This window comes from Bacillus sp. 11B20 (assembly GCF_056098985.1).
This window is the reverse complement of the sequence record NZ_JBLZWZ010000009.1, coordinates 629,950-644,186: the sequence shown is the minus strand read 5'-3', so window position 1 is coordinate 644,186 and position 14,237 is coordinate 629,950. Positions and strand designations below refer to the sequence as shown.

Below are 14,237 nucleotides of genomic sequence, written 5' to 3'. Positions count from 1 at the left end.
GCTCACGATGCAGTTCCAATTAAGTGACGAACATGAAATGATTCAAAAAATGGTGAGAGACTTTGCGAAAAATGAAGTGGAGCCAACAGCAGCAAAGCGAGACGAAACAGAGACATATGATCCATCTATTTTTCGCAAAATGGCAGAGCTTGGTTTAACGGGTATCCCTTGGCCGGAAGACGTGGGCGGAATCGGCAGTGACTATTTAGCCTACGTCATAGCAGTTGAGGAGCTTTCAAGAGTATGCGCCTCTACAGGCGTCACCCTGTCCGCCCATACATCTCTTGCTTCATGGCCAATCTATACATTCGGAACAGATGAACAAAAAGAGACCTATTTAAAGCCGCTTGCAGAAGGGCAGAAGATAGGAGCATATGCGCTCACAGAGAGTGGTTCAGGCTCAGATGCTGGCGGAATGAAGACAACGGCTGTCAAGGCAGGCAGTGAATATGTTCTGAACGGGGCGAAAATCTTTATTACAAATGGAGGCATTGCAGATTATTATATTGTGTTTGCCGTAACAGACCAAGGAGCTTCATCCCGAAATACAACTGCTTTTATTGTAGAAAAAGAGACACCTGGTTTTTCCGTTGGCAAAAAGGAAAGCAAACTGGGCATACGCTCATCCCCAACAACTGAAATTCGATTTGAAGATTGCCGGATTCATGAAAGAAACCGGCTCGGTCAAGAAGGAGAAGGATTCAAAATAGCCATGATGACGCTCGATGGCGGCAGAAACGGCATTGCTGCACAGGCAGTTGGGATTGCTCAAGGCGCTCTTGATGCGGCGGTTGATTATGCCAAGGAGCGTAAACAATTTGGCAAACCGATTATTCAGCAGCAAGGGATCGCCTTTAAGCTGGCTGATATGGCCACAGCGATTGAAGCATCAAGGCTGCTTACTTACCAAGCGGCATGGCTTGAAACGAAAGGCCTCCCGTATGGAAAGGAATCAGCCATGTCCAAGCTCTTTGCCGGTGATACAGCGATGAAGGTGACGACAGAAGCGGTTCAAATCTTCGGCGGGTACGGCTACACAAAGGATTACCCAGTCGAACGATACATGCGTGATGCGAAAATCACTCAAATATATGAAGGAACACAGGAAATCCAGCGTCTGGTCATCTCAAGGAAACTGCTAGATATGTAGAAAACAAGCAAAGACCACCTGAATGTGAGGTGGTCTGTTTTGGTGGGCCATGCAGTTAGTATGTAATGTAATTTCCAATCATAATCCATAAGCATGTGGTATTATGTTAAAAATAGGAATAATATGGGGGTGTGATATTGAACTCAACATTTATGGGCATTACAGCAATCGTCACAATGGTTATCTGGATTATGGTTTCCGCAGAGCTTACAAAGTCTACAAAAAAGAAGGAAGAAAAAAACAACAGCCGCAGAAAACTAATCGTACTCATGTCAGCGGGAATGTTATTCACGATTTTTCTCGTTCTCTCATCCATTCAGAATATCCAGTTTTAAAATAGACGTGATCAACTGAAAGACAAAAAGTATGCCGTATACAAGAACCGGTCCATTTTCATACAGATGATGGACCTCTTGGCGCTACTCGTGATAAAAATCAAAAATTAACAACAATAAAGGTGGCATAAACTCCCCTAATTTGTTTATAATGAGAGGTATGGTTTGTCGTAAGAATAAGGTATAAATACTTATTATTTCACTGATAAATGGATACATACATGTAATAGAAAGGGAGTGTCTGACCTTGAGTTTGAAAGAATACTCACAGGAACAGCTCAAACAAATGTCTTTAGTTGAACTTGCTTATGAAATTTTCAGAGACAGCAAAACACCAATTACGTTTTCCGAGTTAATAGATGAAATCGTCCGTTTGCAAGGAATACAAAAATCCGATCTAGATGATCGACTTGCTCAATTTTATACAGACTTAAATATAGATGGCCGCTTTATTTCGTTAGGTGATCAGAGATGGGGACTTCGCAGCTGGTATCCAGTTGATCAAATCGAAGAAGAAGTTCAGCCAGCTGTGAAAACAAAAGCGAAAAAGAAAAAAACAAAAGCAGCTGTCGTTGAAGACGACTTCGATGAAATCGAAGAGGAAGAAGAAATCGACGAGCTTGAAGAAGACCTTGATCTTGTTGAAGACGACGATGATCTCGACCTAGACGATGATGAAGAAATCGATGAAGATCTTGAAGACTTCGACGAAGATGATGATGAAGATGATGACGGCTTAACGGAGATTGATGAAGACGATTTAGACGATGAAGAGGAAGAGAAATAACCCTCTCAAACCGGTCCTCAAAACAGGACAAAACCGTCTTGACTTTCGTGAGCGAACTATGTAGTATGTATTTTGGGCTCTCTAAAAAAGAGTACGTAAAGATACGTTCATTTACGCTCCCTTTCATTTATTTGAAAGGGAGCTTTCTTATTTTTCAAGAGATTTAGGGATACACTCTAAAAAGGATGAAGCTGTGCATGTGTAGACATGCAAGGGTAAAAAAGAGAGGAGCATACGAAATGACAAAGTATATTTTTGTAACAGGAGGAGTTGTTTCCTCACTTGGAAAAGGAATCACGGCTGCTTCGTTAGGCCGCCTTCTGAAAAATAGAGGGATGGATGTCACCATTCAAAAATTCGATCCATACATCAACGTAGACCCAGGGACAATGAGTCCATACCAGCACGGTGAGGTTTTTGTCACAGATGATGGTGCTGAAACAGATCTTGACTTAGGTCACTACGAGCGTTTCATTGATATTAACTTAAATAAGTACAGCAACGTCACAACTGGTAAAATCTACTCTACTGTTCTGAAGAAAGAGCGCCGCGGTGACTACTTAGGTGGAACAGTACAGGTCATTCCCCACATTACAAATGAAATCAAAGACCGCGTGTACCGTGCCGGAAAAGAAACGGGTGCAGATGTGGTTATTACAGAAATCGGCGGAACAGTAGGAGATATCGAATCCCTTCCATTCCTTGAAGCCATTCGTCAAATGAAGAGTGACATCGGCCGCGAAAACGTGATGTACATTCATTGTACCCTCGTTCCTTACATCCGTGCAGCGGGTGAATTGAAAACAAAACCAACACAGCATAGTGTAAAAGAACTTCGCAGTCTTGGTATTCAGCCAAATGTCATCGTGGTCAGAACGGAAATGCCATTGGCACAAGATATGAAGGACAAAATTGCACTGTTTTGTGATATTGATACAAAAGCTGTTATCGAATGTCAGGATGCAGACACGCTTTACTCTATTCCGCTTGATTTACAAAAACAAGGGCTGGACAAGCTAGTATGTGAACATATGAAACTTGACTGCCAAGATGCGGACATGACAGAGTGGACAGCACTTGTTGATAAAGTGCAAAACCTTTCAAAACAAGTCACAATTGGTCTTGTAGGGAAATATGTTGAGCTGCAAGATGCTTATATTTCTGTCGTTGAATCACTTCGTCATGCTGGTTATGCGTTTGATGCAGATGTTCAAATTAAATGGATCAATGCAGAAGAAGTGACAGCAGAGAATATCGCTGATTTCGTACAAGATGTTGACGGCATCATTGTTCCTGGAGGCTTCGGAGACCGCGGAGTAGAAGGGAAAATCATTGCTACACAATTTGCCCGTGAAAACAAAGTGCCATTCTTCGGAATCTGCTTAGGAATGCAAGTGGCATCAATCGAATACGCGAGAAACGTATTAGGCCTTGAAGGAGCTCATTCAGCGGAAATTGATCCTGAAACAGCATTCCCAATCATTGACCTTCTTCCAGAACAGAAGGATGTAGATGATCTAGGCGGAACACTTCGTCTCGGTCTATATCCTTGTAAATTAAATGAAGACTCAAAAGCTTTTGCTGCATACAATGACGAAGTGGTCTACGAACGCCACCGTCATCGTTACGAATTTAATAACGAATACAGACAGCAAATGGAAGCAGCAGGCTTCGTCTTCTCTGGTACAAGCCCAGACGGACGTCTTGTTGAAATCATCGAGCTCAAGGATCACCCTTGGTTCCTTGCTTCTCAGTTCCACCCTGAATTCGTTTCAAGACCGACAAGACCACAGCCATTATTTAGAGATTTCGTTGGTGCTTCACTACAAGCATCTGAATCAAAATAAAACAAAAAACTGCCGAGAATATCACTTCTCGGCAGTTTTTTTATTCATATTCCTCCACGATCTCCTTCACAGTAAACGATAGGGCATGGTAGACGTATAAGCAGGTCATTAAAGCAGGAAAACCAAACCTTGTCCCATCTTCTGCGGGCACAAGCGGTTTCTTGAGCTGGAATTCAATGTGGACATCACAATGCTCTTCAATCGTGGACGGCTCCTTTTGTGCCGGCCCTACACCAACAACGGGCGTACCTTGTTCGTGCAGCTCTTTAACAAGAGATTGAATCTCCTGATCTTCTGGGTCTGAATAAAATAGCAGCACCCTGTCACTTGGTTGAAGTAAGCTGCGCTCCTTTTGATCGAGCGGCAGCACTTTCGCACCGGGAAACGGCTCCTTGCTTTCAGATGCCTCTAGGGCGACAGCAGCCAGTTCATTCTTTCCGTGAAAATAAACGGCATGTCCACTGACAACAGCCTGTGCAAGAAGGCGTGCACCGTCCTCAATCGCTTCAGCCTGCTTTTCTCCAATACGTGAAAAAATACCTGATAACTGGGTCGTAAAAATTTTTAACAAGACTCATTTCCTCCTTCGGTCAGATCATTTTATAATAGAATATAAAGAGAATATTAGGAAAAATGCTCAGAAAATGTCGTAAAGTAAACTATTATAATTAAAGGAAATGTGAAAATCAAACAGAATTATTTAACAACAGCTCTTTTTATGGCGAAAAATGAAAGCAATGGGGTGTAACAGATGAATGAGAAAATTTTAATTGTCGATGATCAGTACGGTATTAGAATATTATTGAATGAAGTGTTTCATAAAGAAGGCTATCAAACCTTCCAAGCTGCCAATGGACTACAGGCATTAGATATTGTGAAAAACCATAGACCGAACCTTGTCCTGCTTGATATGAAAATCCCCGGAATGGATGGTATCGAAATTTTAAAACGGATGAAATTAATTGATGAAGACATCCGTGTCATCATTATGACAGCCTATGGCGAATTAGATATGATCCAAGAATCCAAAGAACTCGGTGCATTGACGCACTTCGCTAAGTCGTTTGATATTGATGAAATCCGAGATGCTGTCAAAGAATACTTGCCGCTTGAAACAAATGGCTAGATGGAAATGATTGAATCGAGTCATTCTGTTGCCGATTTGTCGAATAATTGGTATCCTATAAAGGAAGAAGAAAGCGATCTGACTTTGAAAGTTTACATATGGCGAGAAATTCTGGTCATGCTAGGGTGGAGAGCTTTTTTTAGCAAGCAAATTAGCTACATAGGGAGGATTTTTCATCATGCCTTTAGTTTCAATGACAGAAATGTTGAAAGACGCAAAGGAAAAAGGTTACGCTGTTGGACAGTTTAACTTAAATAACTTAGAATTCACGCAAGCGATTTTACAAGCTGCTGAAGAAGAGAAATCTCCTGTTATCTTAGGAGTATCTGAAGGAGCAGGACGCTACATGGGCGGCTTCAAAACAGTTGTCGCAATGGTTAAAGCGTTAATCGAAGAATATAATGTAACAGTTCCTGTTGCGATTCATTTAGATCACGGTTCAAGCTTTGAATCATGTGCAAAAGCGATTCATGCAGGATTTACTTCTGTCATGATCGATGCTTCTCACCACCCATTTGATGAGAATGTGGAAACAACTGCGAAAGTTGTTGAACTTGCACATTTCCATGGTGTGTCTGTTGAAGCTGAACTTGGAACTGTTGGTGGGCAAGAAGATGACGTCATCGCTGAGGGCGTTATTTATGCTGATCCAAAAGAGTGCCAAGAGCTTGTAGAACGCACTGGTATTGACTGCCTTGCACCTGCATTAGGTTCAGTACATGGTCCATACAAAGGTGAACCAAACCTTGGTTTCGCTGAAATGGAAGAAATCGGTAAAACGACTGGCCTTCCACTTGTTCTTCACGGCGGAACAGGTATCCCAACTGCTGACATCAAGCGTGCAATTTCACTTGGTACAGCAAAAATCAATGTAAACACTGAAAACCAAATTGCTTCTGCGAAAGCAGTACGCGAAACACTTGCTGCAAAAACAGAAGAGTATGATCCACGTAAATATCTTGGACCAGCTCGTGACGCAATTAAAGCGACTGTTATCGGCAAAATGCGCGAATTTGGTTCTTCTAACCAAGCATAATTTGATGAGAACCGAAAGCCGCCTGAGTCACAGGCGGTTTTCTCCATATCTCGAGAAAGCGCAATCAAATTTACATTTCAGACAATTTATTGATAGGAGAGTGGCACAGTTATGTTATTTTTCGTAGATACAGCGAATATTGAAGACATCAAAGAGGCGCACGAGCTTGGCATTTTAGCAGGCGTCACAACAAACCCTAGTTTAGTAGCGAAAGAAAAGAACGTATCATTCCACGACCGCCTTCGTGAAATCACTGACGTGGTATCAGGCTCTGTCAGTGCAGAAGTGATTTCCTTAAAAGCAGAGGAAATGATTGAAGAAGGAAAAGAGCTTGCTGCTATCGCACCAAATATCACGGTCAAAATTCCAATGACTACAGATGGCCTTAAAGCTGTTAAAGCATTAACGGACCTTGGAATTAAAACAAACGTCACATTGATTTTTAGTGCAAACCAGGCACTTCTTGCAGCTAGAGCTGGTGCGACGTATGTTTCTCCATTCCTTGGCCGCCTAGATGATATTGGCCAAAATGGTCTTGATCTCATCAGCGAAGTGAAAACTATTTTTGATGTTCATGGATTAGATACACAAATCATTGCTGCATCCATTCGTCACCCGCAGCATGTGACAGAAGCTGCGCTTAGAGGTGCTCATATCGGCACAATGCCGCTGAAAGTCATCAAGCAGCTGACGAAACACCCATTAACGGATGCAGGCATTGAGCAATTTTTAGCAGACTGGAATAAATAAATGATTGTGGCAGGCGGGATTGTCTCTCGTTTGCCGCAGTTTTCCTTATAAACGCTAAGAAATGTTTTGTGCAAAGAAGAGAACATCACAGCCTCGCAAAGCTTCGATTATTTTTCTTCCGACAAATTTCGTTTAACCTGTATTCTTTCTCTTGATATTGGCTAAATTTTGGACAAGACCTTTTAAAGCGCGACATCCACAAACAGTATAACTCCAACAGTGATCTTCTTTAAGAAGGGAGACAAATATGGAAAAGTTAAACATTGCCGGCGGTGATCCCTTGCGCGGGACCGTACATATTAGTGGTGCGAAAAATAGTGCTGTGGCACTGATTCCTGCCACGATTCTCGCTGATTCTCCAGTAACCATTGAAGGCCTTCCGCATATATCAGATATCGACACATTGCGAGATCTGTTAGAAGAAATTGGCGGAAAGGTCACTTTTGAAAAAGGTGAAATGGTTGTTAATCCTGTTTCCATGATCAGTATGCCGCTTCCTAATGGAAAAGTGAAGAAACTGCGTGCATCCTATTATTTAATGGGAGCCATGCTGGGAAGATTCAAGCAGGCTGTCATCGGACTGCCAGGAGGATGTCACTTAGGACCTAGACCGATTGATCAGCATATCAAAGGCTTTGAAGCACTCGGAGCCGAGGTGACAAACGAGCAGGGTGCGATTTATTTGCGTGCTGAAAAATTAGTCGGAGCCCGGATTTATCTTGATGTTGTCAGTGTAGGTGCGACAATCAACATCATGCTGGCAGCCGTACTGGCTGAAGGAAAAACCGTGATTGAAAATGCTGCAAAGGAACCCGAAATTATTGATGTAGCGACACTGCTTGCAAGCATGGGTGCCAAAATCAAAGGTGCGGGGACCGATGTCATTCGAATCGAAGGTGTAGAATCCCTTCATGGCTGTAAGCATTCAATCATCCCTGACCGCATCGAAGCAGGAACATTTTTAATAGCTGGTGCAGCGATGGGAGATGAAGTTGTACTTGATAATGTGATCCCAACTCATTTAGAATCAATTACGGCGAAACTTAGAGAAATGGGGTTCACCATTGAAACGAGCAACGATCAGATGTTGATCGTTGGCAGAAACGAAGGACTCAAGCCTGTCGATATCAAAACCCTTGTGTATCCGGGCTTTCCGACTGATCTTCAACAGCCGATGACGGCGCTGTTAACAAAAGCGAAAGGCACGAGTGTGGTCACAGATACGATCTACTCAGCCCGCTTTAAGCATATTGACGAATTGCGCCGAATGGGTGCAAACATGAAGGTCGAAGGAAGATCCGCTATTATTACCGGACAAACGCAGCTTCAAGGAGCAAAGGTCAAAGCAAGTGATCTGCGTGCAGGAGCTTGTCTTGTTGTCGCAGGGCTAATGGCAGACGGTGTGACCGAAATCACAGGGCTTGAACATATAGACAGAGGATATAGTTTGCTTGAGAAGAAGCTTGAAGGCTTGGGTGCAACCATCTGGCGTGAAAAGCTGAATGACCAAGAAATAGAAGAACTTCAAAATTCATAAGGCTTTGACTGTGAGAGGAGATTTGGACAAAAATGGAAAGAAGTTTATCGATGGAACTAGTACGGGTGACAGAAGCAGCTGCATTAAAATCTGCCCGTTGGATGGGAAGAGGATTAAAAGACGAAGCGGATGATGCTGCAACAAGTGCAATGCGTGATGTATTTGACACCATTCCGATGAAGGGAACAGTGGTGATTGGCGAAGGAGAAATGGACGAAGCACCAATGCTTTATATTGGGGAAAAGCTTGGGAACGGATATGGACCTCGCGTGGATGTCGCTGTTGATCCATTAGAAGGAACAAACATTGTGGCAAGCGGCGGCTGGAATGCCTTAGCTGTCATTGCAGTTGCAGATCATGGCAACCTGCTGAATGCACCTGATATGTACATGGATAAGATCGCAGTAGGTCCAGAAGCGGTAGGCTGCATCGATATTGAAGCGCCTGTCATTGATAATCTTCGCGCTGTTGCAAAAGCGAAAAACAAAGATATTGAAGATGTGGTTGCAACGATTTTAAACAGAGATCGACATGAAAAAATTATTGCTGAACTGAGAGAAGCAGGAGCAAGAATTAAACTGATCGATGATGGTGACGTTGCAGGAGCCATTAATACAGCATTTGATCACACAGGTGTTGATATTCTATTTGGTTCAGGCGGAGCGCCTGAGGGTGTCCTTTCTGCTGTTGCATTAAAGGCACTTGGTGGTGAAATTCATGGTAAGCTTCTTCCTCAAAGTGAAGAAGAATTAAGACGCTGTGAGAAAATGGGGCTGGATGTTGGTAAAGTCCTCAGAATGGAAGATCTCGTAAAAGGAGATGACGCCATTTTTGCAGCGACAGGTGTAACAGACGGGGAATTACTTAAAGGTGTTCAATTCAAAGGCTCTGTTGGAACAACGCATAGTGTTGTCATGCGTGCGAAATCGGGTACAGTTCGTTTCGTAGACGGCAGACACAGCTTAAAGAAAAAACCGAATCTTGTCATTCGTCCGTAATCTGAAAGCGGGTATTCATTACCCGCTTTTCATATAGGTGTCAAATGTATATCATTTTCTTTTTAAAGTTGAATATTCTCTGCAAATGAGGTAAAACTAAAGAGTGCTGCGAAATTTTCTGCGAATTTACTTCTTTTAAGCTTCAACAAGTTTAAATACTGCCGCATCATGACGATATACTCATTATCCTTCTCTATGTTAAAAAAGCTCTATTTCACATTGTTCCTATCTTTCACGATAAAACGAGTGGGAGCGTTACCATCAGAGCGAGGTCATTCCAACAACAACGGAATTAAAAAGCTAATCAAATACAATGGTCATGCATTTGTAAAGAAATACATTGACTAGAAAAGTGTGGTGTCCATATTGAAAGATGTTTCGATTTCATCTTTGGAAAATATGAAATTAAAAGAGCTGTATGAGTTAGCAAAACGATACAAAATCTCTTATTACAGCAAACTAACAAAAAAAGAATTAATTTTTGCCATCTTAAAGGCGAATGCTGAGCAAGAGGATCTCTTATTTATGGAAGGGGTTCTTGAAATTATTCAGTCTGAGGGATTTGGTTTCTTAAGACCGATTAACTACTCCCCAAGTTCTGAAGACATTTATATTTCAGCTTCACAAATCAGACGCTTTGATTTACGAAATGGAGATAAAGTGTCTGGAAAGGTACGACCTCCAAAAGAGAATGAACGCTACTATGGCCTCCTTCATGTAGAAGCGGTAAATGGGGACGACCCAGAATCAGCAAAGGAACGTGTTCACTTTCCTGCACTCACACCGCTATTTCCTGACCGTCAAATGATTCTTGAAACACAGCCTAATCACCTGTCTACTAGAATTATGGACATGATGGCGCCAGTTGGATTTGGACAGCGTGGTTTAATCGTTGCACCGCCTAAGGCTGGGAAAACCATTTTGCTTAAAGAAATTGCCAACAGCATTTCTGAAAATCACCCAGAGGCAGAGCTGATTGTCCTTTTGATTGATGAACGACCAGAAGAAGTAACAGATATCGAACGTTCTGTTGCAGGGGATGTTGTTAGTTCAACCTTTGACGAAGTACCGGAAAACCACATTAAAGTAGCAGAGCTTGTCTTAGAGCGTGCGATGCGTCTTGTTGAACATAAAAAAGATGTCATCATCTTAATGGACAGCATCACAAGGCTTGCTCGTGCATACAATCTTGTGATTCCGCCAAGCGGCCGAACGCTTTCAGGTGGTATTGATCCAGCGGCTTTCCATCGTCCAAAACGCTTCTTTGGTGCTGCGCGTAACATTGAAGAAGGCGGAAGTTTGACGATTTTAGCCACTGCACTTGTTGATACAGGATCACGTATGGATGACGTGATTTATGAAGAGTTTAAAGGAACTGGAAACATGGAGCTTCATTTGGACCGTTCTTTGGCCGAAAGAAGAATTTTCCCTGCGATCGACATTCGCCGTTCTGGTACGAGAAAAGAAGAACTGCTTGTGCCAAAAGAGCATCTTGATCGTCTATGGGCAATGAGAAAATCGATGTCAGATACACCTGACTTCGCTGAGAAGTTCATGCGTAAAATGAGAAAAACAAAGACAAACCAAGAGTTTTTCGATATTTTAACGCAAGAATGGAAACAAGCGAATATGTCTGCATCAAGAAGATAGCTTCTTAAAAAATACATTTGCAATCATAGACTTACACTGTTATAATTTTATCATGTGCGTTTCAGAATTTATTTCTGAGATATTAACTCTGTTTCCGAATTGGATTCAGGGCGGAAGGAGATGACAGTAGATGAAAACAGGAATTCATCCTAACTACAAAAAAGCTACAGTCAAATGCGCTTGTGGAAATGAGTTTGAAACTGGATCAGTAAAAGAAGAGGTACGCATCGAGATTTGCTCTGAGTGCCATCCTTTCTATACAGGCCGTCAAAAATTCGCTTCTGCTGATGGACGTGTTGACCGCTTTAACAAAAAATACGGTCTTAAGTAATAATAGATACAATAAACAGGCAGGAATCCGTTCTTGCCTGTTTTTTTACGTGGATTGATGGAACTTTAAAACGGGGGAGAAGACCTTATGTATGTGATGAAACAAAGCGGTTGGCTTGAAGTCATCTGCGGTAGTATGTTTTCTGGAAAGTCGGAAGAATTGATTCGGAGAGCCAAAAGGGCCACCTTTGCCAAACAAGAAGTAAAAATATTCAAACCAGCGATTGATAACCGATATAGTACAAGCTCTGTTGTGTCACATAACGGTTCATCATTAGATGGGATTGCAGTAGCCTCACCAAAAGACATAATAACGCACATATCAGAAAGAACCGATGTCATTGGCATTGATGAGGTGCAATTTTTTGATGAGACAATCATTGACATTGTCACTCAATTGGCTGACCAAGGCTACCGAGTCATTGTTGCAGGCCTGGATCAAGACTTCAGAGGAGAGCCATTTGGTGTTGTTCCGCATTTAATGGCATGTGCAGAGCTTGTAACAAAACTTCAAGCAGTTTGTTCGGTATGCGGCTCCCCAGCGAGTAGAACACAACGCTTGATCGACGGTAAACCCGCATCCTATGATGATCCTATTATTTTAGTAGGTGCGCAGGAATCATACGAAGCACGATGCAGACATCACCATGAAGTACCAAGACTTGATGTTGGTACAACACTTGACAAATAAAAAAATAGCAAATGCCGCTGTGTTTCGTTTTTCGAGATTTTGACTGAACACCCATCATTTGTACTTAAATAAATTAAATAACACTACGATTAAATTATCTAATTTTCAACGCTTGCGTTTTGTTATAAGCAGGCATAAAATGACTAACTGTAGTGTAAAGCATTTAAACGAAAAGTTCGATTTCTTGTCATAATTTTTTTGATTAAGGATTTTTCTCCTTAATCGTTCTTTGGATTAATAGTTCACTTTATTTATATTTTAGAAAGAGGGTAGTTTTTGATGAACAACGTGAAGAAAACAAAAGAAGGGTACCTCGAAACCACTTTGACAGGTAAAGATGTATTATCGATTCCAACGTTGAACAAAGGCGTTGCTTTCTCTGAAGAAGAAAGACAAGAGCTTGGACTTGAAGGCTTACTTCCTCCAACGGTTCTCACTTTAGAACAGCAAGCAGAAAGAGCGTACAAGCAATTTCTAGCTCAGCCGGATCGTCTTCGTCAAAACGTATACTTAAGTGATTTACAAAACCGTAACGAAGTATTGTTCTACAAGCTTTTAACAGAAAAGCTTCGTGAAATGCTTCCTGTTGTGTACACACCAACTGTTGGTGAAGCGATTCAAGAATACAGCCATGAATACAGAAGACCTCATGGTGTCTATCTTTCAATCGACGACATTGACGGCATCGAGAAAGCATTTGAAAACTTGCACGCAACTGCTGGAGACATTGACCTCATCGTTGCAACTGACTCTGAGAGTATTCTTGGAATTGGTGACTGGGGTGTTGGTGGTATCAACATCGCAATCGGTAAATTAGCTGTTTACACGGCTGCAGCAGGTATTGATCCTAGCCGCGTGATTCCAGTTGTATTAGATGTTGGAACAAACAATGAAAAATTATTGAATGATCCATTATACATCGGGAACCATCACAAACGTGTACAAGGTGAAAAATACGAAGAATTCATTGATGCTTATGTAAAAGCAGCACTTAAATTCTTCCCGAAAGCATTGCTGCACTGGGAAGACCTTGGAAACAAAAATGCGCGTAACATCATGAAAAAATACAATGATAACATCTTAACGTTCAACGATGATATTCAAGGTACTGGTGCCATTACTTTAGCGGGTGTTCTTGCAGCTGTCAAGAAAACTGGTACTCAATTGAAAGATCACCGTGTTGTCATCTTCGGAGCTGGATCAGCTGGTATCGGAATCGCAGATCAAATGCGTGACACAATGGTTCTTGAAGGTTTAACAGAAGAAGAAGCAAACAATGCATTCTGGACTTTAGACTACAGAGGATTGCTAACAGACCAATTTGAAGATGAAGTGCTTGATTTCCAAAAACCATACCTGCGTTCTTCTAATGAAGTAGAAGGATGGGCACGCGATGAAAAAGGACAAATCTCATTTGCTGAAACGGTTCGCCAAGCGAAGCCAACAATTCTTATTGGTACTTCAGGTCAAGGCGGCGCATTCACTGAAGAAATCATTAAAGAAATGGCAGCTCATACAGAGCGTCCAGTGATCATGCCAATGTCTAACCCAACACCGCTTGCTGAAGCAGTGCCAGAGGATCTATTCAAATGGACTGACGGCCGTGCACTTGTTGCAACAGGAAGCCCGTTCGAAAACGTTGAGTATAACGGAATCGAACATGAAATCGGACAATCAAACAATGCGTTCGTTTTCCCTGGACTTGGTCTTGGTTCAATCGTAACAGAATCAAAAATCATCACAAAAGGCATGTTCGTTGCTTCTGCAAATGCAATTGCTGAAATGGTTGATCATGAGAAACCAGGTGCTGGTCTTCTTCCAAGTATTGATAAATTGCAAGAAGTGTCAATTCATGTGGCTGTTGAAGTAGCGAAAGCAGCAATTGAAGATGGTGTCGCAAGAAAAACGCCGGACAACATCGAACAAGCTGTGAAAGACGCAATGTGGATTCCTGAATATAAAAAAATAGTAAGAGCATAATAAAATGTGTAACGCGGCAT

General features: G+C 42.0%; 14 protein-coding genes. 13 read left to right on the top strand and 1 reads right to left on the bottom strand.

Annotated elements, in window-relative coordinates; translation table 11 throughout:
• Positions 1-7 precede the first annotated feature (7 nt).
• The 4 genes from ACN6NB_RS17550 (at position 8) to pyrG (ending at position 4,119) form a co-directional block, all read left to right on the top strand.
• Entirely contained in the window at positions 8-1,150 is a 1,143-nt protein-coding gene (locus ACN6NB_RS17550) for an acyl-CoA dehydrogenase (protein WP_039182155.1), read from the top strand.
• Between the two features lie 137 nt (positions 1,151-1,287).
• Positions 1,288-1,485: a hypothetical protein gene (locus ACN6NB_RS17545; protein ID WP_082700883.1), complete on the top strand. Its 198-nt coding sequence runs from the start codon at positions 1,288-1,290 to the stop codon at positions 1,483-1,485.
• A 247-nt stretch (positions 1,486-1,732) separates the two neighbouring features.
• Positions 1,733-2,272 (top strand): DNA-directed RNA polymerase subunit delta, encoded by a 540-nt coding sequence (gene rpoE / locus ACN6NB_RS17540; RefSeq protein WP_058838549.1) that lies wholly within the window; start codon positions 1,733-1,735, stop codon positions 2,270-2,272.
• Between the two features lie 239 nt (positions 2,273-2,511).
• Complete coding sequence (gene pyrG, locus ACN6NB_RS17535; RefSeq protein WP_039182151.1) at positions 2,512-4,119, top strand: glutamine hydrolyzing CTP synthase; 1,608 nt, start codon at positions 2,512-2,514, stop codon at positions 4,117-4,119.
• Between the two features lie 40 nt (positions 4,120-4,159).
• Here pyrG and ACN6NB_RS17530 read toward each other — a convergent pair whose 3' ends face one another.
• Positions 4,160-4,690: a DUF2529 domain-containing protein gene (locus ACN6NB_RS17530; RefSeq protein WP_474253503.1), complete on the bottom strand. Its 531-nt coding sequence runs from the start codon at positions 4,688-4,690 to the stop codon at positions 4,160-4,162.
• Between the two features lie 180 nt (positions 4,691-4,870).
• Between ACN6NB_RS17530 and ACN6NB_RS17525 the strand changes: the two genes are divergently transcribed.
• The 9 genes from ACN6NB_RS17525 to malS all read left to right on the top strand — a co-directional run bounded on the left by ACN6NB_RS17525 (position 4,871) and on the right by malS (position 14,217).
• Complete coding sequence (locus ACN6NB_RS17525) at positions 4,871-5,245, top strand: response regulator (RefSeq protein WP_474253502.1); 375 nt, start codon at positions 4,871-4,873, stop codon at positions 5,243-5,245.
• A 178-nt stretch (positions 5,246-5,423) separates the two neighbouring features.
• On the top strand, positions 5,424-6,281 hold the full coding sequence (locus ACN6NB_RS17520; protein ID WP_024423748.1) for a class II fructose-bisphosphate aldolase: 858 nt from the start codon (positions 5,424-5,426) through the stop codon (positions 6,279-6,281).
• Between the two features lie 111 nt (positions 6,282-6,392).
• Positions 6,393-7,031, top strand: a complete 639-nt coding sequence (gene fsa / locus ACN6NB_RS17515) for a fructose-6-phosphate aldolase (protein ID WP_039182147.1) — start codon at positions 6,393-6,395, stop codon at positions 7,029-7,031.
• 247 nt (positions 7,032-7,278) lie between these two features.
• Positions 7,279-8,568: a UDP-N-acetylglucosamine 1-carboxyvinyltransferase gene (locus ACN6NB_RS17510; protein WP_024423746.1), complete on the top strand. Its 1,290-nt coding sequence runs from the start codon at positions 7,279-7,281 to the stop codon at positions 8,566-8,568.
• A gap of 32 nt (positions 8,569-8,600) precedes the next feature.
• Positions 8,601-9,566, top strand: coding sequence for a class II fructose-bisphosphatase (glpX, locus tag ACN6NB_RS17505; RefSeq protein WP_012011567.1), 966 nt, complete (start codon positions 8,601-8,603; stop codon positions 9,564-9,566).
• A 366-nt stretch (positions 9,567-9,932) separates the two neighbouring features.
• Positions 9,933-11,216: a transcription termination factor Rho gene (gene rho / locus ACN6NB_RS17500; RefSeq protein WP_008354975.1), complete on the top strand. Its 1,284-nt coding sequence runs from the start codon at positions 9,933-9,935 to the stop codon at positions 11,214-11,216.
• A gap of 130 nt (positions 11,217-11,346) precedes the next feature.
• Positions 11,347-11,547, top strand: a complete 201-nt coding sequence (gene rpmE / locus ACN6NB_RS17495; protein ID WP_003215407.1) for a 50S ribosomal protein L31 — start codon at positions 11,347-11,349, stop codon at positions 11,545-11,547.
• A gap of 87 nt (positions 11,548-11,634) precedes the next feature.
• On the top strand, positions 11,635-12,237 hold the full coding sequence (locus ACN6NB_RS17490; RefSeq protein WP_024423745.1) for a thymidine kinase: 603 nt from the start codon (positions 11,635-11,637) through the stop codon (positions 12,235-12,237).
• A 279-nt stretch (positions 12,238-12,516) separates the two neighbouring features.
• Entirely contained in the window at positions 12,517-14,217 is a 1,701-nt protein-coding gene (gene malS, locus ACN6NB_RS17485) for an oxaloacetate-decarboxylating malate dehydrogenase (RefSeq protein WP_327842079.1), read from the top strand.
• Positions 14,218-14,237: the final 20 nt, after the last annotated feature.